This is a genomic window from Nocardia sp. CWNU-33, assembly GCF_046764895.1.
Taxonomy (GTDB): domain Bacteria; phylum Actinomycetota; class Actinomycetes; order Mycobacteriales; family Mycobacteriaceae; genus Nocardia.
On record NZ_JBKOQN010000025.1, the window covers coordinates 11,955 to 31,967 of the forward strand.

The 20,013-nt window shown below is 65.3% G+C and carries 17 protein-coding genes and 1 pseudogene; 6 read left to right on the plus strand and 12 right to left on the minus strand.

Features of this window, described 5'->3' with window-relative positions; translation table 11 throughout:
• Positions 1 to 44: 44 nt before the first annotated feature.
• The gene (locus ACLMAL_RS27900) at positions 45 to 1,535 is read right to left on the minus strand and encodes a WS/DGAT/MGAT family O-acyltransferase (RefSeq protein ID WP_412001803.1); all 1,491 of its coding nucleotides are present in this window, start codon (positions 1,533 to 1,535) and stop codon (positions 45 to 47) included.
• Between the two features lie 515 nt (positions 1,536 to 2,050).
• Here ACLMAL_RS27900 and ACLMAL_RS27905 point away from each other — a divergent pair.
• Positions 2,051 to 4,333, plus strand: a complete 2,283-nt coding sequence (locus ACLMAL_RS27905) for an ATP-binding cassette domain-containing protein (RefSeq protein WP_412001804.1) — start codon at positions 2,051 to 2,053, stop codon at positions 4,331 to 4,333.
• Between the two features lie 60 nt (positions 4,334 to 4,393).
• On the opposite strand, the gene ACLMAL_RS27910 is transcribed toward ACLMAL_RS27905, so the two are convergent.
• On the minus strand, positions 4,394 to 5,242 hold the full coding sequence (locus ACLMAL_RS27910; protein ID WP_412001805.1) for a helix-turn-helix transcriptional regulator: 849 nt from the start codon (positions 5,240 to 5,242) through the stop codon (positions 4,394 to 4,396).
• 102 nt (positions 5,243 to 5,344) lie between these two features.
• Here ACLMAL_RS27910 and ACLMAL_RS27915 point away from each other — a divergent pair, with 102 nt between their 5' ends.
• On the plus strand, positions 5,345 to 6,076 hold the full coding sequence (locus ACLMAL_RS27915; RefSeq protein ID WP_412001806.1) for an SDR family NAD(P)-dependent oxidoreductase: 732 nt from the start codon (positions 5,345 to 5,347) through the stop codon (positions 6,074 to 6,076).
• 80 nt (positions 6,077 to 6,156) lie between these two features.
• Here ACLMAL_RS27915 and ACLMAL_RS27920 read toward each other — a convergent pair whose 3' ends face one another.
• Positions 6,157 to 7,065 (minus strand): NmrA family NAD(P)-binding protein, encoded by a 909-nt coding sequence (locus tag ACLMAL_RS27920; RefSeq protein ID WP_412001807.1) that lies wholly within the window; start codon positions 7,063 to 7,065, stop codon positions 6,157 to 6,159.
• Positions 7,066 to 7,145: 80 nt separating this feature from the next.
• Between ACLMAL_RS27920 and ACLMAL_RS27925 the strand changes: the two genes are divergently transcribed.
• A complete protein-coding gene (locus tag ACLMAL_RS27925) occupies positions 7,146 to 7,568 on the plus strand; it encodes a winged helix-turn-helix transcriptional regulator (RefSeq protein ID WP_412001808.1) in 423 nt (140 codons plus the stop codon).
• 337 nt (positions 7,569 to 7,905) lie between these two features.
• On the opposite strand, the gene ACLMAL_RS27930 is transcribed toward ACLMAL_RS27925, so the two are convergent.
• Together ACLMAL_RS27930 and ACLMAL_RS27935 are read right to left on the minus strand one after the other, a co-directional pair.
• On the minus strand, positions 7,906 to 8,658 hold the full coding sequence (locus ACLMAL_RS27930) for an SDR family NAD(P)-dependent oxidoreductase (RefSeq protein ID WP_406230712.1): 753 nt from the start codon (positions 8,656 to 8,658) through the stop codon (positions 7,906 to 7,908).
• 43 nt (positions 8,659 to 8,701) lie between these two features.
• Positions 8,702 to 9,850, minus strand: coding sequence for an acyl-CoA dehydrogenase family protein (locus ACLMAL_RS27935; RefSeq protein WP_412001809.1), 1,149 nt, complete (start codon positions 9,848 to 9,850; stop codon positions 8,702 to 8,704).
• Between the two features lie 116 nt (positions 9,851 to 9,966).
• Here ACLMAL_RS27935 and ACLMAL_RS27940 point away from each other — a divergent pair, with 116 nt between their 5' ends.
• Positions 9,967 to 10,614, plus strand: coding sequence for a TetR/AcrR family transcriptional regulator (locus ACLMAL_RS27940; protein ID WP_412001810.1), 648 nt, complete (start codon positions 9,967 to 9,969; stop codon positions 10,612 to 10,614).
• On the opposite strand, the gene ACLMAL_RS27945 is transcribed toward ACLMAL_RS27940, so the two are convergent.
• The gene (locus ACLMAL_RS27945) at positions 10,568 to 11,242 is read right to left on the minus strand and encodes an HAD family hydrolase (protein ID WP_412001811.1); all 675 of its coding nucleotides are present in this window, start codon (positions 11,240 to 11,242) and stop codon (positions 10,568 to 10,570) included. The two genes, ACLMAL_RS27940 and ACLMAL_RS27945, sit on opposite strands and share 47 nt — an antisense overlap.
• A gap of 50 nt (positions 11,243 to 11,292) precedes the next feature.
• Entirely contained in the window at positions 11,293 to 13,098 is a 1,806-nt protein-coding gene (locus tag ACLMAL_RS27950) for a hypothetical protein (protein WP_412001812.1), read from the minus strand.
• 294 nt (positions 13,099 to 13,392) lie between these two features.
• Here ACLMAL_RS27950 and ACLMAL_RS27955 point away from each other — a divergent pair, with 294 nt between their 5' ends.
• Positions 13,393 to 14,064, plus strand: a complete 672-nt coding sequence (locus tag ACLMAL_RS27955) for a TetR/AcrR family transcriptional regulator (RefSeq protein WP_412001813.1) — start codon at positions 13,393 to 13,395, stop codon at positions 14,062 to 14,064.
• Positions 14,065 to 14,107: 43 nt separating this feature from the next.
• Positions 14,108 to 14,968 carry a 3-hydroxyacyl-CoA dehydrogenase gene (locus ACLMAL_RS27960; protein ID WP_412001814.1) on the plus strand — a complete coding sequence of 287 codons (861 nt, stop codon included), beginning with the start codon at positions 14,108 to 14,110 and terminating at the stop codon, positions 14,966 to 14,968.
• A 180-nt stretch (positions 14,969 to 15,148) separates the two neighbouring features.
• Here the strand turns inward: ACLMAL_RS27960 and ACLMAL_RS27965 are convergent, their stop codons facing one another.
• From ACLMAL_RS27965 to ACLMAL_RS27985, 5 genes and pseudogenes are all read right to left on the minus strand, one after another.
• Positions 15,149 to 15,652: a DUF5994 family protein gene (locus ACLMAL_RS27965; RefSeq protein WP_412001815.1), complete on the minus strand. Its 504-nt coding sequence runs from the start codon at positions 15,650 to 15,652 to the stop codon at positions 15,149 to 15,151.
• Positions 15,653 to 15,666: 14 nt separating this feature from the next.
• Positions 15,667 to 16,098, minus strand: coding sequence for a DUF5994 family protein (locus ACLMAL_RS27970; protein ID WP_412001816.1), 432 nt, complete (start codon positions 16,096 to 16,098; stop codon positions 15,667 to 15,669).
• Positions 16,099 to 16,355: 257 nt separating this feature from the next.
• Positions 16,356 to 17,090 (minus strand): annotated as a pseudogene (locus ACLMAL_RS27975) (TetR/AcrR family transcriptional regulator); the annotation flags it as partial.
• A gap of 420 nt (positions 17,091 to 17,510) precedes the next feature.
• Positions 17,511 to 19,097, minus strand: a complete 1,587-nt coding sequence (locus tag ACLMAL_RS27980) for an alpha/beta hydrolase (protein WP_412001817.1) — start codon at positions 19,095 to 19,097, stop codon at positions 17,511 to 17,513.
• Between the two features lie 486 nt (positions 19,098 to 19,583).
• Entirely contained in the window at positions 19,584 to 20,000 is a 417-nt protein-coding gene (locus ACLMAL_RS27985; protein ID WP_412001818.1) for a YybH family protein, read from the minus strand.
• Between the last annotated feature and the right edge of the window lie 13 nt (positions 20,001 to 20,013).

Sequence of the window (20,013 nt, forward strand, 5' to 3'; positions counted from 1 at the left end):
TGACGATGCAAACGTGTGCGTAGGTACTGAACGGTTCGGCGAAGCTACGGAACTAGTTCGGCGAGCGCGTCTTTCAAGTAAGTGGCGAATTTCCACCCATCTGGAATGGTGTCGGTGCAGGCGAGAATGCCGAAGTCGAGGTGGCCGTTGTAGGACATGACGGTGATGTTGAGTGGGCCCGATAGGTCGGTGAGCACGGAGATGGGATAGCTGCCTGCGACGCGAATTCCTCCGGCGTACAACGGTATCTGGGGGCCTGGCACGTTGGAGACAACCATGTTGGCCAGGGGGAGTGCGGGTGCGGCGGCGCGGAGCAGCATTCGGGTTGCCAGGCCGTGCAGGATCTGGGGGAGGACTGCGGTGGCGTAGTGCAGTAGGGCTGGTGGGGTGGCGTGGAAGCGCTCCTTGGCGGCGAGCATGGCGGCGTGGGTGAGTTTCATGCGGTGCTGTGGGTTCGCTTCGCCGATCGGAAGTTCACACAGCATGATGGAGAACTGGTTGCCCGCGGTGCCGCACTGCTCGGGGGTGCGGACCGATACGGGTATCGCGGCAACGGCGGGGTCGTCGGCGGATATGTCGTGGTCGATCAACCAGCGGCGAAATGCTGAGGCGCACAACGTCATCACGACGTCGTTGACGGTGCCGCCGAAGCTGTTCTTGACCTGCTTGACGGTATCGAGGGGCAGGGACACGAACGCAAAGGAGCGGTCGGTGCTGTTGGGGCCGGTGCCGGGCAACCCGGGATTCACCCTGCGCATATCGTCGAGTGCGCTCGGCAGCATCGGTCCAAGGCGCAACGGCAGGCGCATCCGGTCGGCCTGGCGGGTCATCGTGTTCGCGATGCCGCGACCGAGCATTTCGGCAGGGTTGGGAGTTCGACCCAGCGTGACCCCGTCGGCCGGTGGTGGCACCGGTTGCGACTGCGGGACAACGTCGAAGACAACGGCCATCACTTCGGCACCGGACACGCCATCGATCAGTGCGTGGTGCACCTTGGTGTAGATGGCTTGGCGACCTCCGGCCAGTCCGGAGATCAGGTGACATTCCCACAGCGGTCGGCTTCGGTCCAGCGGCTGCGCATGCAGGCGGGCCGCGAGATCCGCCAGCGCCACGTCGGTCGAGCCTTCCGGCAGACGCGTATCGCGCACGTGATATCCGAGGTCGATGGTGTCGCAGTCGTCCCAATAGGGCAGATCGAGGCCCCAAGGAACGGTGCGCAATCGCCACCGCAGCGGTGCGATCAGGTGCAGGCGGCTTGCAATCAACTCCCGCAATGCGGTGACGGTCAACACACTGTCTTCGGCGGTCGGCTCGAGCAGCGTGACCGATCCGACGTGCAGCAGCATGGCGGGTGATTCGGCATTGAGCAGCAGGACGTCGAGCGAGCTGAGCTGGCGAGACGGCCCTCGATCGCTCGATACCGGAATCTTTTGCGACGGTGCTACCGGGTTCGCGCGTGTGCCGCAGGCGAGTTGGCCGGGCGTCGTGATTCGGATGTCCAAGTGGCTGGCGGGTTTCAGGTCGGTGTGGATCATGGGGTCTCCGCGATGTCGCTGGGTCAGGACAGACTGCCGACTGAATTCAGGGGCGGCGGCGTGATGGTGCCGCAACGCATTGACGATCTGTCGGTATCTGCGGGCGCTGAGAACCGTTCGAGCCGCTCCGCTCGTCCGGTGAAGCCGGTGTCTGTTTCGAAGACGCGTCATTGAGTCTAGTTGTCGACCGAGTGCTATCGGTCGCGATCACGTGCTCGGCAGGTTAATTCTGCGCAAACCCTGGATAAGGATGTGTAACTCCGGTGACCGCTCGTCGATCACGGTCCGCGCCGGCAGCGGCGGGCGCGTGCGGCACGAAGATGAAATCGCTATCGAGGCAGGGCATTCCGGACTGGTGCCCGGGGGCGAGGTCGACGGCCGTTGACGGCTGTTCGGCGCACCTCGCTCGCGAACCATGCGGAGAACTGTGACCGATAATGCATATACCGCATTGATGTGATTTTCACCACTTCAACCCGGGCAATTTGTCGGTGTCAGATGGCATGGTGGTCGGTATGCCATTGACCGATTCCGTTGCCGCCACCGATGTCATCCGAGTGTTGGGGGCCAGCGAGCACAACCTGCGCAATGTGTCGCTGGAGATCCCCAAGAACAAGATCACGGTGTTCACCGGTGTCTCCGGTTCCGGGAAGTCGTCCATAGTGTTCGACACCATTGCCGTGGAATCCCAGCGCCAGCTCTACGCAACATTTCCCGCCTTCATACTCAACTTCCTGCCCCGCTACGAGCGCCCGCACGCCGAGGCGATCGAAAACCTGACCGCGCCGGTGATCATCGACCAGCAGCCGGTCGGCGGCGGGCCGCGCTCCACCGTCGGCACCATGACGGATATCTACTCGATGGTGCGGGCCATGTTCGCCCGATTCGGTTCGCCCTCGGCCGGATTCGTCTACAACTACTCTTTCAACGTGCCGCAGGGCATGTGCCCGGATTGTGACGGGCTCGGTCAGACGGTGCGCGCCGATCCCGACCGGCTCGTGGATCGGAGCAAGTCGCTCAACGAGGGCGCGATCCTGCTTCCCGGCTATGGGGTGGGCAGCGGTGACTGGCAGCTGTACGGCAACTCCGGCCGGTTCGATCCGGACAAGAAGCTCGCCGACTACAGCGCCGAGGAATTCCAGGATCTGCTGTACGGCACCGGCGGCAAGGTGGAGCTGACCTTCAGCAAAGGCACATGGAAGGCGAATTACGAAGGGGTGGCGGCGAAGTTCACCCGCACCCGGTTGCAGCGCGACACCTCCACGCTCAGCGAGAAGACTCGCGAGCAGATGCAGAAGTTCCTCACCGAGGGAGTGTGTCCGACGTGCAGCGGCGCACGGCTCAATGCCGAGGCGCTCGCGACGAAGATCAACGGACGCAATATCGCCGACTGGTCGGGCTTGCAGATCACCGATCTGATGGCGGTGCTCGACGAGATCACCGATCCGGCCGCACTTGGGCTGGCCGCCGCGATTCGCACCGCACTGCAGCGGGTGGCCGATATCGGTCTCGGCTATCTGAGCCTGGACCGGGCGACCTCGACCCTGTCCGGCGGTGAGGGGCAGCGGCTGAAGATGATCAAGCATCTGGCCAGCACACTGATCGGCATGACGTACATTTTCGACGAGCCGAGCGTCGGCCTGCACCCGCGCGATGTCGGGCGGTTGAACAATCTGCTGAAGGCGTTGCGGGACAAGGGCAATACTGTGCTGGTCGTCGAGCACGATCCGGATGTCATCCAGATCGCCGACCATATTGTGGATGTCGGGCCGCGCGCCGGGGCGCACGGCGGACAGGTCGTGTTCGAGGGCAGCTTCGCCGAGCTGCGTGCGGCCGACACCCCGACCGGCGCCGGGCTGCGCAGGCCGTTCACGGTGAAGGAGGTGTTCCGGAAGTCGAACGGTGCGTTGCTGATCGAGCACGCAACCGTGCACAACCTCAAGGATGTCACTGTCGCGATCCCCACCGGCGTGCTCACCTCGATCACCGGCGTCGCCGGATCCGGCAAGAGCAGCCTCATTCGAGATGTGTTCGTGCGCAACCATCCCGAGGCCATCTTCGTGGACCAATCCGCGATCGCAGCCTCCTCGCGCTCCACACCCGCCACCTACCTGGGGCTCATGGACCCTATTCGCAAGCTGTTCGCCAAGGCCACCGGTGAATCGCCGGGGCTGTTCAGCTTCAATTCCGCGGGCGCGTGCAAGCAGTGCGAGGGGCGCGGCGTGATCATCACCGAGGTCGCCTATATGGATCCGGTGACCACCCATTGCGACGCCTGCGATGGACGGCGATTCTCCGATGAGGTGCTTGCACATACCTTCCGCGGCAATTCGATCGCGGACGTGCTGGAGATGTCGGCCGAAGAGGCGGTGCAGTTCTTCCCCGAGAAGGCGCTGCATACGAAGCTGCGCACTATGAACGAGGTCGGTCTGGATTACTTGAGCCTCGGCCAGGCGATGAGCACGCTCTCGGGCGGCGAGCGCCAACGCATCAAACTGGCCACCCAACTGCAGAACACCGGCAGCGTCTATGTTCTCGACGAGCCGACCACCGGGCTGCACATGTCGGATGTAGACACCCTGCTCGCGCTGATGGACGGTCTGGTCGAGCGAGGCAACACGGTGATGGTGATCGAGCACAACCTCGATGTGGTCGCGCACTCGGACTGGGTGATCGATCTCGGGCCGGATGGTGGCAAGGATGGTGGTGAAGTGGTCTTCACCGGCACGCCGGCGGCACTTCTCGAGCATCCGACCTCGCTGACCGGTGAGTACTTGCGCAAGTACAAGGCGGCGTAAGCGGCTGCGCTGTAGCCGGGGGTCGATTTCCGGCTACAGCGCCCCCGACCTCGGGGCGAATCAGCTGTGGCCGGTGAACTGTTGGGTGCCGGTGATGCGGAGCAGGTCGAGAGCCGAGGCGGCGGGGGTGCCGGGTGCTGCGGAGTAGACGATGACGGTCTGGTCGGAGTCGGGGACGAGGAGAGTGTCGCACTCCAGGACCAGGAGACCGAGTTCTGGATGGTCGACCGACTTGCTGGCGCTGCGCCATGGTTCGGATGGCCGTTCGTTCCATAACTGTTCGAATCGTGTGCTGCGCGTACGGAGTTCGCTGATCAGGAGCAGCAGGTCGGGATCATCGGGGTAATGAGCTCGGGCGCTGCGCAGGCTGCTCACCGAGAAGACGGCAGCCGTCTGTGTCTCGGTGGGGGTCGCCGCGACCCGGCGTGGTCCGGTGCCGAGGAACTGCTGCCAGATGATGTTGCGTTGCGCGGGCGGCCACTCGGTGAAGTCGCCGAGCAGTGCGGCCGCCATCGAATTCCAAGCCAGCACATCGCCTTTCGCGGAAAGAACTAGTGCGGGCAGGTCGGCCATCCGGTCGAGCAGTCGCAGCACGCTCGGCCGGACCACCATGGCGATCCGGCCGGCTTGCGGTGGTGCGGATCCGGCGAACTGGAACAGCAGATCGCGGTCTTCGTCATTGAGGCGCAGGGCCCTGGCCAGCGCCGCGAGTACGGCGATCGACGGTCGGGGGCCGCGGCCCTGTTCCAGCCGAACCACGTAATCGACACTGACACCGGCCAGTTGTGCGACCTCTTCGCGGCGCAGTCCAGGCACCTGTCTGCGGAAGCCCGCGGGGATGCCGACATCGCGGGGCTGGATGCGGGCACGGGCCCGCCGAAGCAGTTCGGCCAGTTCCGTGCGGTCCATGCCGTCGATCATGCCGTACTACTCGCGCGGCGGGGTGGTACCGCGGGTCCCAGGAGCTGCCGGTCCTGGAGTACCTCGACTGCGGCGGGCGATGCTCGGATGATGAACAACCCTACGAACTCCGCAACGACGGTTCTGGTAACCGGAGCGAACAAAGGACTCGGTCGTGAGACCGTCCGCAGGCTGGCGAGCCTCGGTTGGCAGGTGTTCCTGGCCGCACGCGCCGCCGATCGCGGTAAGTCGGCGGCGGCCGCCCTCATTGCCGCAGGCCTCGACGTCGAGTTCATCCAGTTGGAGGTCACCTCAGCCGACTCGATCACTGCGGCCGTCGCGGCGGTGGGGCAACGGACGCGGAAGCTGGATGTGCTGGTGAACAACGCCGGCATCGGCGGCACCCGCAAACTTCCGCCCGACACCGAAGCCGCAGACTTCCGAGAAGTATTCGAGACCAACGTCTTCGGCGCGGTTCAGGTGACCAACGCGTTCCTGCCGCTGCTACGCGCGGCCACCCAACCTCGAATCGTGATGGTGTCGAGCGGCATCGGCTCCCTGGCCCGAACCTCCGACCCGACCCGCATCGAGTCCACCCTTCTCGGCCTGCCCTATCCGTCCTCGAAGACCGCCCTCAACATGATCACCTCGATGTACTCTCGTGCGCTGCCCGACATCCAAATCAACGCCGCCGACCCCGGCTATACCGCAACGGATCTGAACAACAACTCAGGCCACCAAACGGTCACCGAGGGTACCGACGCGATCGTCCGCCTGGCGTCGATCGGACCGGACGGACCGACCGGTGGATTCTTCGATCGCTTCGGTCCGGTGCCCTGGTGACCGCGTTCGAGCGGTGACCAACCGCGCGAGCGGCGAGTTCGTCCGGCTCGGCGGTGCGGTGACCGTCATGGCAGCGGTGCTCAGCGGGTCGTAGTGATCGAAACGGACTGGTACCCGCCGGTTCGCACGGCCGCGGTGAGCAGTGCCCGGACATCGCGGGGCACACCGGGCAGTAGTTCGAGCAGGTCGGTCCGGTTTGCCTCGAGCACACCCGCGCCTATGTTGGCGAACATGGAGACGGCATTCGTGACTTGGTAGGGCTCCATTCCGATGTTCTGCAGTGCGATTCGGGTGTCGAACAATGACATGGGTCGGTAGCTCACCGGTCGGCCGAGCGATTCGGCCAGCACCGCTGCGATGTCGGACCCGCCGATCGTCGCGACACCTTCGAGTTCGTAGACCTTGCCCGCGTGCCTGCTACGACCGCCGGCCGTGAGGTCACGGCTGGTTTCGGCGGCTACCCGCACCGCCACGTCGGCGAGGTCCTCGCGAGCGACAACCGACACTCGTCCATTGCCGAATGCGGCTGTGTAGAAACCTGTTTCGGCGGCCGGGGCGGCACCTGCGGCCGCCAATCCGATCGGCACTTCGGCATAGAGTCCGTTGCGCAGAATCGTCACATCGAGCGGCGCCGAAGCCAGCCGTGTCTCGGTCCATCGGTGCGGGAGCGCGATGGTCATCTGATCGCCGGAGCCCGCGAGGCTGGTGTAGATGACGTGCCGGACGCCGGCCGTCGTCGCGGCGGCGACTACCGCGTCGTGCCTGGCCAGCACCACGTCGTCTTCCGCGTATCCGGCCGAGATGAACACCAGCACGTCCACCTCCCGAAACCCTTCGACCAGGGTGGCGGGGTCGTCGAAATCGATGTGCCGGACGCCGGCGCCGTCACCGGAACGGCTGCCCGCCGTGACGGTGATGTCGTCGAGCGCGGACAACCCGCCGAAGACGAGGCTGCCGAGCGAACCGGAAATACCGGTGACGAGGATCATTGGTGCACTCCCGAATGTTGTAGTTGCTGAACATGACCCAGCATCCGCAATCGCGGGCGGCAGCATAAGGAGGCACTCTGATGTCAGTCACGAACACGGCGGTTAGCTCGCAGGCAGCGGGCCCTATGCCCGATGGACCCTGTGGCGATGACGACTGCGGGATTCGCGACGTCCTCGACAGGCTGGGGGACCGGTGGACGGTGCTGGTGATCGTGGAGCTGAGCAAGGGAGTGCGTCGCTTCCGCGAACTGGAGCGAGCAATTCCGGGTATTTCCCAGCGCATGCTGACCTTGACCACCAAAAGGTTGTGGCGGGACGGGATCATCGAACGGATCGCCTACCCGACCATCCCGCCGCAGGTCGAGTACCGGCTCACCGTGACCGGCCGGAGTCTCGCGGAGACGGTGCTGGTGCTCGCCGACTGGTCGCGAGAGCACAGAGGCGTCATCGCCGCCGCCCGGCAGCAGTGGGATGCCGAGCACGCATCCGCGAATCAGGCTTGAATGGAACTGTGCGGCCGATGGGCCGCTATCCGTATCACCTTCTTCTGATGCAGATCCATTTGCCATCGGGTCCGCACTCGCAGCGGAAGGGACCCTGGTCCGATCTCTCGCCTACCGTGCACTCCGGCTGTTGCTGTGGGTCCTGCTGTCTTACGGCAGCTGCCGCGGTACCCGACAGCCCCAGGCTGCCGACGGTTGCCAGACCCGCGAGGAGGATTGTGAGTGAGCGATTCGGCATAGCTCTCATTGCCGTGGCTCCTTCCTATCGACATAGTCGATCGAAGTGCTCATTATCCTCGCTATACCGGGCGGTTGCTATAGCGGCACTCGGGCCGGCTCAGCGGGCCCCACCGTTGACGTAGAGCGTTTGGCCACTGACGTAGGAGGCCTCGTCGCTGGCCAGGAACGCAATGACAGCGGCGACCTCCTCGGGCTGTCCGACGCGGCCGAGCGGGGTGCGCTCAGCAACGGACTGCTGGTGCTCCTCGGCGGTGAGCCCTACTCGGTTGGCGGTCGCGGCGGTCATTGCGGTGGCGATGTAGCCGGGGGCGACCGCGTTGACGTTGATGTTGTAGGGGCCGAGTTCGATGGCCAGCGTCGCGGTCAAGCCCTGGATCCCGGCCTTGGCGGCGGCGTAGTTCGCCTGGCCCCGGTTGCCGAGGGCGGAGCGGCTGGAGAGCGAGACGATCTTGCCGTAGCGCTGCGCGACCATGAACTTCTGTGCGACCTGCGCGCAGTGGTAGGCCCCGGTCAAGTTGACCGAGAGGACCGCGTTCCAATCGTCCTCGGAAAGTCGGAAGAACATGTCGTCGCGGGTGATCCCGGCATTGTTGATCAGGATGTGCGGTTGCCCGAGATCCATTGCCACCTGGTCGAATACGGACTGCACCGAGGTGCGATCGGTGACATCGCAGACATAGCCGCGTGCGGTGCCGCCTGCCGCGGTGATCTGCTCGGCGGTCTTGTCCGGAGCATTGCGGTCGAGCACCGCCACCGCAGCGCCCTCGGCGGCCAACCGCACCGCGGTGGCCGCACCGATGCCCTGTGCCGCACCGGTCACGACGGCGATCTTGTCGGTGAACCTGTTCATCGATGGTCCTTTCTGTTCTTCGGCTAGGCCGGATCCGACGTCGTCAGAATGCGCTGATTCCGGTCAGGTCTCGGCCGATCAGCAGTTTCTGGATCTGGCTGGTGCCCTCGTAGAGCGTCATCACCTTGGCGTCGCGCAGATACTTGCCGACAGGGAACTCATCGATATAGCCGTAACCGCCGAACACCTGCAGCGCGCGATCGGCGGCGCGCACCGCAGCCTCGCTCGCGAACAGCTTCGCCTTGGATGATGCGATGGCGAACTCGGCGCCACGGTCGATCAGATCGGCCACCCGCCACACCAGCAGCCGGGCCGCGTCCACGTCGAGTGCGATGTCGGCTAGCAGTTCCTGCACCAGTTGGTGTCCGGCGATCGGCTTGCCGAATTGTGTCCGCTGCGTGGCGTATCCGACCGCGGCGTCGAGGCAGGCCTGTGCGATGCCCACACAACCCGCGGCCACCGACATCCGGCCCCTGGCGAGTGCCGCCATCGCGACGGTGAAACCTTTGCCCTCGGTGTGCAGTCGTGCGCTGTCGGGGATGCGAACGTCGTCGAGCGCGAGTTCCGCGGTCGCCTGCCCGCGTAGCCCGAGCTTGCCGTGCACGGGGCGGGCGGCGAAGCCGGGGGAGTCGGTCGGAACGAGGAAGGCCGTAATACCGCGGTGCCCGGCGCCGCCGGTGCGTGCGAAGACGAGCGCGACCTCGGCCCAGGTCCCGTTGGTGATGAACATCTTGCTGCCGGAGATCACCCAGCCGTCGCCGTCGCGAACCGCGCGGGTGCTCAATTGTGCTGCGTCCGACCCGGTTTCGGGTTCAGTGAGCGCGAAACAGCCGAGCGCTTCGCCCGCGGTGAGCCGGGGCAGCCAGGTGCGCTTCTGTTCGTCGGTTCCGTAGTGGTGGATGGATTTGCTGACGAGGCCGAGGGAGACCGAGACGATGCCGCGCACGGCGGAGTCGCCGCGGCCCAGCTCCTCCAGCACGAGGCAGTAGGTGAGATGGTCGCCGCCGCTGCCGCCGTATTCCTCCGGAATGGTGAGACCGAGAAATCCGAGCTCGCCGAGCCGCGGCACAATCGCTGAATCGACCGATTCGGCGCGATCCCATTCCGTTGCGTGCGGTGTGATCTCGCGGTCGACGAAGTCGGCGGCCATGCGTTGTGCCGCTGCCTGTTCATCGGACAGTTCCAGGTTCACCGCAACTCCAAGAAAACTAACGCTGAAAGTTTCTTGTAGGCTAGCCCTGCATAAACTAACAACGCAAGTTTACTGCCCTCATGCGACACTGAGGGCCGATCGACCAGGAGGTTTTCGTGGGAAGACCGCGCCGACCATTGCTGAGCCGCGAGCGCATAGTGTCCGCCGCGTTGGCCCTGGTCGATGCCGAAGGCCTCGAAGCTGTATCCATCCGCAGGCTGGCCACCGAACTCGGGGTGCAGGGGCCGTCGCTGTACAACCACCTCGCCACCAAGGACGACCTGCTCGACGCGATGGTCGATGCGGTGCTCGGCAAGGTGGATCTGTCGATGTTCAGCGGCAACACCGACTGGCGCGGCGCGCTCGAAGCCTGGGCCCGGTCGTATCGCGCGGCATTGGCAGACCATCCGAACCTGGTGCCTGCCCTGCATCAGGGGATGGGCAGGCGGCCGAACGCACTACGCCAGGCAGACGCCGTCTTCGGTGGGCTGGTAGCGGCGGGCTGGCCGCGACGTGAAGCAACTCAGGTGGGCGCGCTCATGCGGTTCTTCGTCACCGGTTCCACCCTGGGGTCGTTCGCGGGCGGCTTCCCCGAGGACGCGGCGGTGTATCGCGGCAACTACCCGCACCTCGACGAAGCCCACCTGCTGTCGGGGCGGCAACGCGAAATCGACGACGCCGCTTTCGAAACCGGCCTGGACGCGCTACTGGATGGTCTCACCCTGCGATTCCAGGCATTGCCCTCGGACGCGCCCGGCCACTGACCGCCGGTGGTCGATGCACCGCGCGGGCTCCGAATTCGCTGAGCCAGTCCGGAAACTCGGTGAGGTTCTCCAGCACGACGTCCGCGCCCGCCGCGCGGAGTTCGTCGGCGTCGCACGGTCCGGTGGTGACGCCGACAGCCGCCACCTCCGCGGCCCGCGCGCCGCGCATATCACCGGCGTGATCGCCGACGAAGACATCGGCGCGCTGTTCGCGCAGCACACCGGCCTTGCCCGCCGACCAGAGATCACCTGCCAAATGATCTATCTGCCAACCGAGTTCGACCAGATGCAGCCGTGCCAACGGCTCGTGCTTGCCGGTGATGATCACTACTCGCCCGCCGCGCTCGGCCACAGCGGCCAATGCCGCATCGGCGCCGGGCATGGCCGGAATGTGCGGCACCACGGTCGGATAGAGCGCGCGATAACGGGCCACCAGGGCCGGAATGAGATCGGCGGGGACACCCGCGTCGCCCAATAGCTGGTCGAGCGGGGGGCCGAGCCGGTCGGCGAGCTCGACGCCACGCAGCGGGAGATCGAACTCGGTAGCGATGGTGTCGATCGCCCGTGCGACGCCGGGACGGGAGTCGATCAAGGTCATGTCCAGGTCGAAGCCGATGGTCCAGGTCACCAACCGACTGTAGCGGCCTGTCGATCGGCCGCACAGATGTCCTGTGATGGTTACTCGTTGCGATTCGGGAAGTGCTGCTCCGGAGGTTCCTGGTCGTCGTCGAGCCCCTCGGTCAACGCTGCGGTTCCGTCTGTCTCGGCGCTGGGCGTGACGAACTCGGCGGGCGCCGACCCCAGCTCGCGCAGCACGGACGGATCGACCGCAAGATCGAGGGACTCGGGTGAGGGCAGCGGCGTGTCTCGTACGGCCAGAAACGTCTCGAGGATGGCCAATCCGTCGACGGTCATGCCGGACGCCATGGACGACAGCTCGTCCTGCAGGATTTCCTGCCCCTGCGCCGCCTCGATTCCTGGCGTTTCGGGATCGACCCGCCGCCATTGCACAGCGAGCGTCCACGATGGGTCGCCGCAGGCCCACGCCCAGATGACGGCGCGGACCACAGTGTGCAGCATGGTGTACACCCGGAAATGCTCCGCGGCGGATCCGGCCCGATGTTCGATCTCATAGACCCACTCGTGGCGGCGCGTGCGGATGTAGTTCTCATCGTTGCGCGCGACGAACAAGAACGGATCGTCGGGGTCGGCGGCACCGACCACGAAGTCCTCGAGCAGCGTGGCGGTGAGATAGGGCAGTGTCCTCCTGTCGTGGTCGTGTGCGCCGACAGTGACGCGGACATCGACGCGGCCGCGCGGGTCGTAGAGGTGCCCGGTCGCGACGTCGAGTACGGCGAGGTCGCGGTCCTTGGTCAGCTTCAGGACGGCAAGCAGGTGCTGGCCCCGGCTCGGCCCCCAGGTGCGCAACACGGCTCCGCGGACATCCGCGACGGCCGTGACGAATCCGACGGCCGCGCCCCTGCTCTCTATTTCGGCCAGGAGGTCGAGGACGGCGGGCGGTGCCGTGCTGTTGTCCGAATGGGCGCACATCTGCTCATACAGCGCAAGCGCGTCGAGGGCGGTATCGACTTCGCCGGCCGGGACCACTCCGAAATCGCACGTCACCGCCAGGCTGGTCAGCAGCGAGTCGAATTCCGGCGTCTGGTGTACCGCGACGTTGCCGTCCTTGTCGATCTCGGTGCCGGCCGCGAGGCTGATCTCCGAGTCCTTCCACCAATAGACCGCCGGACTGACCGGTCGCGGTTCGCTGCGATAGGTGTTGGCCGCTACCTTGCCGAGCAGGATCATGGCCGTCATCGCGTCTGGTCCGGTGATGGGGTGCACGTACACGTTTCCCTCGTGAGAGGTGACGAAAAGTGCACCGTACATTCCGATTACCGGGTAGTCGTCGAGCCACCTTGCGTGGGCGCTGGCGAAGTCCGAGCCGCTCAGCAAGGCGAAGTACGCGTCGTTGTAGCCCTTCCACTCGACCTCGAGGCGACTGTCGGCGCGCGTGTTCGCCTCGGCGAGGTCGAAGAGTTCGTCGAGACCGATATCCCAGTGGGCGAGCATCTCGGGGGTGACAGCCACGGCGGTGTGGAGTTGCCCCAGCACCGCCACTTGCACGATTCCCGGCGCAACGTCCCGGCGGACGCCATCGATGCCCGTGTCGGCACCTGCCGGAGCGAAGTGCGTCCTGAGCAGGCCCCGCACTGTGGCAAAGTCGTTGGTGTCCAGCGGATCCGTGTACTCCATGTCCACTTCGGCGAGGAATGTGCCGACGTAGTCCGTGACGAGCGTTGGCCACTGGTCGGCTGGGTGTTCGTTCAGGCTACGGCGCAGGTTGTCCAACCACAGGTAGTGCGGGCCGTCGCCACGCGGGCCGATGAACTCCGCCACTTCGTCGGCGTTGGTCGCCCGGCACACATAACCCAGTTGTTGGGCTGCCACGGTTACCAGTGAAGTCAGCGTGTGCGAAGGCACATTCGGCACTGTTTCTCCCCGAGATCGGCGTCGAAAAGACCCTAGGTTACTCACCCATGCGCGCGCGGTCGGCGTGGTTGTTGCCGTCTATGGGAGGCCGAGCTGATGGGTGGCGAGATCGGATGGTGTCGCGTATTCCGCACTGCGGCAAACGAGTTGAGCGCGGGTTTGTGCCGATGCGTCGGTCTGCGCCGATGGTTTCGGTCCGCGCGTCGGTCGCGGTCTTGGGGGTTGCCCATCAGACAACAAGGAGTACGCTCATTAATGAGTCTGCTCACTATCTTAGGGTGTCGGATGACGATCTCGCCCGACCCGGCGCACGCGGGTCGCCGCCAGCGGAACATGCGCGACAAACAGTTGCGCATCTTCGAAGCGGCCGCGGCGCTGTTTGCCGAGCGGGGCTTCGAGAGCGTCACCACGCAGCAGATCTCCGACCGCGCCGATGTCGCCGCGGGGACGCTGTTCCGGTACGCGTCGTCCAAGGGTGAGTTGCTGCTGATGGTCTACAACGAGGACCTCCGGCTGGCACTCGAACTCGGCGACGCGCAGTCGCGCTCGCAGAGTGAGCCGGTGGACGCGGTGCTCAGCATGGTGCGGCCGACCGTGGAGGCTGCCGACCGGCATGTCGAGAACACCGTGGCTTACCAGCGTGAACTGTTATTCGGCTCGCCGACCGAGAAGTACCGCGCCGAGGGCCTTGCCCTTGTTGCACAGCTCGAGGCGATGATCGCCGTGCGTTTGGCGGCTGCCGCCAGGCAGGGCGGCCGCGAATCGCGCCGCCTGGACAAGCAGGCACTGCTGGCAGGTCGCAGCGTGTTCGCGGTGCTGCACCTGATCCTTGCCCGGCCGTCGACCGGCGTGCATCCCGGCTATGGCGCGATCGGCGACTTGCGTGACCAGATCACGCAGATCGTCGCCGGATTCTTCGCGTCGCTCGACCGTGCCGACACCGAAGACGACGAGTGAACATCGAGGGGCGGACTTCGCCCCGTGAAGAAAGGAGACAGCAATGACCATCGAGATTCGCAAGGTGACAGTCCTCGGGACGGGGGTGCTCGGTTCGCAGATCGCGTTCCAGACCGCGTTCAAAGGGTTCGATGTCACCGCCTACGACATCAGCGATGATGCCCTGACCGGCGCTCGCGATCGTTTCGACAAGCTGGCGGCAACCTATGACGAAGAGGTTGCCGGAGCCGCGGATGGGAAGGCGGAGCAGACGGCGGCCGAAATCGTGCTGACCGCCGATCTCTCCGCCGCGGTGCGGGACGCCGACCTGGTCGTCGAGGCGGTGCCGGAGGTTCTCACCATCAAGCAGGAGATCTACAAGCAACTGGGCGAGCTCGCGCCCGATCGCACCATCTTCGCCACCAACTCCTCCACCCTGTTGCCCAGCGACATCAAGGACTTCACAGGCCGACCGGAAAAATTCCTCGCGCTGCACTTCGCGAACCACGTGTGGAAGTACAACACTGCCGAAATCATGGGCACGCCCGAGACCGACCCCGAGGTGTTCCAGGCGGTCGTCGATTTCGCGGCCGCGATCGGCATGGTGCCGATCGAGTTGCACAAGGAAAAGGCCGGCTACGTGCTCAACTCGTTGCTCGTGCCGCTGCTCAACGCCGCCATGGCGCTCGGTGCGGGTGGATACGCCGAACCAGAGGCGGTCGACACGACCTGGCGGATCGCGACCGGTTCCCCGCACGGTCCGTTCCAGATCCTCGACGTCATCGGCCTCACCACCCCCTACAACATCCTTGCCAACGGCGGCGAGGACGCGCAGCAACTCGCGGCGTGGTTGAAGGTGAACTACATCGACAAGGGCAAGCTCGGCCTCGCCAGCGGAGAGGGGTTCTACCGCTATTCCGCCTGACCGCGGGCGTGACAAGCACTTCGAACGCGCAGCAGGTTTGATCAAGAAATTGGGCTCGACCGAGTGCGGTGAATTGCTCAGGGAATTCGGGTTGGTCACCGACATGCACTAGCTCCCCGACACAACTCCACCGCGAGGGCCCGGTACTTCTGAACCGGGCCCTGGTATCGCGATCGTCCTTCAGTAGGACTTGGTCTCGGGGCTGGGTGCTGTCGCGGTCGGCGACAGCGGCTTTCCTGATGCTCGCCGCATCTGCCGGTCGGCCTGGAGGGGCGAGGTATCGGCAGGGATGACGAGCAAGGTGAGGCGGGCGCCCTGGGCTCCGATGAGGTGCATGACGTCGGGTGGTTGGTTTTTGCCCGGGCCGTGTATCTGTATGCCGTCGTCGTGATCGATACGTCGTTGGGTGAGACTGACGGCGTTCCAGTCGAAACCGATACGCACAGTCGGTCCGAGCCGTGGGGTGAGCACGCTGATGAGGTCGTGCAGCTCGGCTGTGAGATTGGCCGTCCACGGCCACCACGCGCCGTCGACGTTGCTGGACCGCGTGCCGCCTTCGCGCAGTAGCAGGCGTGGTGTGCGGGTGGGTGTGCGGAAGGGTTGCCGGTCGCGTTGGGGTGGACCGGTATTCCTCGTCATGTCGCGGTGATTGGTAATGGGGCGTTGCGTTTGAATGGGGATCATGGTCTGGTTTCCTTTCATCTGGAGATAGTGGTCGCCGGTTCGGGGGTGGCGGCGGCCATCAGGGCCGAATGCGCGGTGAGTTGATTCGTTGCGGACGGGATTACCTGCAGCACGATGAAGGTGCTGTCGCTGCCGAACACATACATCGTGTTCCACAGCTCGAACGGGTAGGCGTCGAGTCGAACTACCCGACCGTTGGCGGTCATCTGTGGGGGCGGCGATGACCATCCGGCGGGGTCGTAGACGACTCGCCAGACGGGGCCGAGTCGAATTGCCAAGACTGCCAGCAGATCTGGCAGTTCGGCGGTGAGGTCGTCGGATCGGGGCCACCACGCGCCGTCGAGATACCCGATGCTTTCGGCTTTCGGCTTCAATCTCAGCCGAGGCGTGTAGTCGGGTGGCACGCGGTGGCGCGCAGCGTGCCGTCGAATCTGTACTGAGGTCATGGTGCGGCTCCTGTCTCGGCTGCGAATTCGGGCCTCTCGACAGCGAGGTGCTGCCTTGTCCCGGTGATGACGGTCGCGTTCCGGCGACTTTCGGCTCCGCCTTCGGAATCCCAACGCTGCTGTGCGGCAATAGTTTCGGGATCGTCGACGTCGCCGGCGTCGGCTGCTTGTGGTGTGCACCGCAGCCGGAGCCGATCTGTGGACGGAATGCGGTTGTTCGGATCGGTTCGGATCGGTGAAGGTGTCATGATTGGGGCTCCTGTCTCGACTGTGGACCGGCTTGGGGTCATGGTCATGGTGAGGCCGGACAGCAGGATGTCCAGGCCGCGCTCGAGTTCGGTCACGCCGTCGTAGGCGGCCAGGTCCGAGGCGAGGCCGCGCAGCAAAGGGAATTCACCGATCGGCAGGCGATTGAGGCCGAGGCGCAACAGGTCGGTGGTTTCTTCGGGGCGTTCGACGATTTCCTGGAGCTCGTTGAGAATGTGGCCGTTGAGGAAACCGAACAGGGCGCGGTAGATGTGCAGGGCGTCCGCGCCACTGAAGTCGGCGCGGGTGAGCAGATCCAGCGTGTTTTCCAGTGGGCGCAGGGTACCCAGCGGCCGCAGTCCGAGCGGCGTGGCCAGCGGGTGGGTGACCAGCAGGGGAACCACGTTCGGGTGCGCCACCGCCAGCTCGCGGAACTCGCGTGCCACGACACGCAGCTGGTGGCGCCAGTCGGGGTCGTCGATGTCGACGGTCAGTTGTTCGAGCACCATCTCGGTGACTCCGTCGAGGACCGCCGCTTTGTTGGCCGCGTGTCGGTAGAGCGCCATCGGGTCTCGGCCGAGCGCGTCGCCGAGGTGCCGCATGGACAGTTGGTCGACGCTGTCGCGGTCGATGATCTCGAGCGCGGCCGCGAGCATTGCGGCCCGGGTCAGCGGGCTGTGGCTGGCGCGTTTCCTGTCGCCATGACCTTTCGGGCGTCCGGTTGGTCCATCTCTGGTTGCGTTCATCGAATTCAGCACCTCTCGGCCGGAGTCGGTGTCAGGCCGTCCCGGCGTCTAGACCTCCAGTACACGCCCATATCGACGCGGTGTCAACGTTGTAGGTCTACGCTCGATGTCTACATTGTTGAAGGATCACTGATGGCGAGGCGGGTTCGCATAGGCCATTCGATCGGCGGCCCACATCACAACTTCTGACCGGCGCATTGCCGGTCGGCATGGACTGTGTTCGCTGGAGCGGCAACCTGATCGGGCGCGGGACGCGACACAGCGATCCTTCAATCCAGCCCGTAACCCGGATTTGGTACAGGGTAGGCCGATCCCCTCGCGGGACTGGCTATTGCCGCGATTGCCGTCAAAGAAGGGCTGGCCGCGCGACGCGGTGAGGGGTGCTGCGCCTCTGGTGCCTGCCAGGGCTGACGTGGCAGGTCAGCCCTGGCAGCGCGTCCCCTTCTCGGGGACGATGCCGTCGAGGAAGAAGCCGACGACGATCGCGTCGATGCACTTCGAGCCGTTGTCGAAGGCGATGTGGCCTTCGTGTTCGTTCACCACCAAGACCGCGTCGGCGAGGTTGCGCGCGACGTTCTGTGCGCCTTCCAGTTTCGTCGCCGGGTCCTCGGTGTTGTTCAGCAGCACGATGGTCGGCGCACCCGCGGCATCGACCGCTCTGGACTGCTGTGTCGGCGGCACTGGCCAGAACAGGCACAGCGGGGTGCTGAACACTCGATTGGCGCCGAAAATCGGCGCAGCCACCGCGCGACTTCGTGCGATCCGCGCCAACTCCGCCAGTATCTCGTCCTCGGACTTCGACTGGTAGGTCGCCGGATCGTCGTTGACGCACTGGACCGCCCAGAAGGCCGAATCGGAGGTCGAGTAGGCGCCCGAATCGCCGCGACCGACATAGCTGTCGGCGAGCTGGGCGAATCCGGTGCCGTCGCCGTCCAGTGCTTGCGCGAAGGCTTTTTCGAAGCTGGGCCAATATCTTTCGTCATAGGTCGCCTGGAAGATGCCGATCAGCGCCAGGTTCGAGCCCACCTTCCTGCCGTCGGCGGCGGGGATCGGGTGCGCGTCGATGCGGTCGATGAGTTCGCGCAGGGCGCGCATCGCCGCTTCGGCATCGGTCCCCACCGGACAGTCCGGCCGGGCCGCGCACGAGGCGAGCATGTCGCGTACGACACGGTCGCGCGGAGCTAGTTCGACGGGGCCTGTGCTCGACGCGGGTTCCGCGCCGGAGAAATCCCAGCGCTCGGTCCGGACGCTCGGATCGTCGACGGAATCCAGCAGCATGCGGCCGACTCGATGTGGAAACTGCTCGGCATACTGCTGGCCGATTCGAGTGCCGTAGGAGAAGCCGATGAAGTTGAGTGTGTCCTCGCCGAGGGCCGATCGCATGATGTCCATGTCGCGAGCGACGAATTCGGTGCCGACGAAGCCGAGCAACGTGCCGGTCTGACGCAGGCACGCCGAGGCGTAACGCTTGTGCGCCGCCGCGACCGCGTGCAGTCCAGCGGCGTCGGTCGGGGTGAAGTCGGTGGCGAGATACTCGTCCATCTCGCGGTCGCCGAGACACTTGACGCCCGCCGTGCGGCCGACACCGCGCGGGTCGAAGCCGACGAGGTCGTAGCGGGCAAGGAACTTGCGCAGGCTGGTGTCGTGCGGGTTGCGTGCGGATACCACTTGCTCGTAACCGGATTCGCCCGGCCCGCCGGGATTGGTGGTGAGCACGCCGAGTCGATGCGCCGGATCGGTCGCGCGCAGCCGGACCAACGGCATTGTGATGGCTAGGGCAGCCGGGCGTTCGTAGTCGACCGGAACGCGAATTGATCCGCAGTCCAGGTCGGGCTCCTCCCGACACGGCTGCCATTCGACCCGTTGCGCCAGATAGGTCTCGTGCGTCGGAAATGGCTGCGGCGACGCGACGGCCTTGCCTGGCACGGGTCCGTTGGGGGAACAGCCGGACCCCGCGACCAGTAGTACGGCCGCCGCGATGCCGAGCAGCCCAAAAGGACGTCGCATGGGTAGACCCCCGATCACCGACCAATGCCTTCGAGTAGAGCATGGGCCCGACGCTGCGCGCGGCTTTCTTCGTTGGAATGAAACCGAGGCGGTATCGACTACTCCGCGCAGCGAACTTGCGCTCACTGTTGAGCATCGGTCCGATGCTGCCGGGCGGATCGGGACCCTCCGTCCGGTTCTCTTACCGGGCGGAGGGTCGGGTGCCCGAATGCTTCTCGTAGCCTGGCTGATTCACGTGGAACTCCTGGTGCACGCGATGCGGTATTGCGCACCGCACTGCTACCGCCCGAGCGGCACTGCGTTGTGCGCACAATGGCATTCGATGAAATTTCAGATGCCGCTGGAGTTCTGAAAGGAGAAAAGGAAAGCTCAGAGCGTTGTCGCGGCTTGGCGTGGCCCCGTGCGCGATTCCGTTCTGCGCCGCGATGTCCGGAGTGGCGTCTGCTGCATGATTGCATCGAGTGCAGCCGCAGGGCCGGCCTCGGGCTAGCCGTTGTCCGATTCGAAACCGGTGTCGGGGAAAGAATGGTGCTCGTGCACGATGACCCAGCGCCCTTCCTGCTTGCGTAGACCGAAGGTTAGGCGCAGCCGTTTCGCCGGATCGGTGGCGAAATCCTCCGCGGTGCCGCACAGCAGTAGGGCGTAGGCGAAGGCCACGTCACCGGAGGCGGCGACCTCGAGTGAGACGATGTCGAACGTTGCGCCCTTGGCCTGCCATTCGAAGAAGCCGGGCCAGACGTCACGGTAGGCGTCGATGCCGCGGATCCCCTCGTTCGGCGGCGGCACATCGAACATCACGATGTCGGGCGCGTGGTCGGTGAGGACACCGGCGAGGTCGCCGACATGCACCGCGGCGGCCCATCGTTCGATCAGGATCCGGATCTGCTTCTCGTCATCGGACATAGGGTTGTTGTCC

Coding starts and splice junctions, on each gene's coding strand:
- ACLMAL_RS27900 (WP_412001803.1), bottom strand. CDS start 1,535: ATGATCCACACCGACCTGAAACCCGCCAGCCACTTGGACATCCGAATC.
- ACLMAL_RS27905 (WP_412001804.1), top strand. CDS start 2,051: ATGCCATTGACCGATTCCGTTGCCGCCACCGATGTCATCCGAGTGTTG.
- ACLMAL_RS27910 (WP_412001805.1), bottom strand. CDS start 5,242: ATGGACCGCACGGAACTGGCCGAACTGCTTCGGCGGGCCCGTGCCCGC.
- ACLMAL_RS27915 (WP_412001806.1), top strand. CDS start 5,345: ATGAACAACCCTACGAACTCCGCAACGACGGTTCTGGTAACCGGAGCG.
- ACLMAL_RS27920 (WP_412001807.1), bottom strand. CDS start 7,065: ATGATCCTCGTCACCGGTATTTCCGGTTCGCTCGGCAGCCTCGTCTTC.
- ACLMAL_RS27925 (WP_412001808.1), top strand. CDS start 7,146: ATGTCAGTCACGAACACGGCGGTTAGCTCGCAGGCAGCGGGCCCTATG.
- ACLMAL_RS27930 (WP_406230712.1), bottom strand. CDS start 8,658: ATGAACAGGTTCACCGACAAGATCGCCGTCGTGACCGGTGCGGCACAG.
- ACLMAL_RS27955 (WP_412001813.1), top strand. CDS start 13,393: ATGACGATCTCGCCCGACCCGGCGCACGCGGGTCGCCGCCAGCGGAAC.
- ACLMAL_RS27960 (WP_412001814.1), top strand. CDS start 14,108: ATGACCATCGAGATTCGCAAGGTGACAGTCCTCGGGACGGGGGTGCTC.
- ACLMAL_RS27965 (WP_412001815.1), bottom strand. CDS start 15,652: ATGATCCCCATTCAAACGCAACGCCCCATTACCAATCACCGCGACATG.
- ACLMAL_RS27970 (WP_412001816.1), bottom strand. CDS start 16,098: ATGACCTCAGTACAGATTCGACGGCACGCTGCGCGCCACCGCGTGCCA.
- ACLMAL_RS27980 (WP_412001817.1), bottom strand. CDS start 19,097: ATGCGACGTCCTTTTGGGCTGCTCGGCATCGCGGCGGCCGTACTACTG.
- ACLMAL_RS27985 (WP_412001818.1), bottom strand. CDS start 20,000: ATGTCCGATGACGAGAAGCAGATCCGGATCCTGATCGAACGATGGGCC.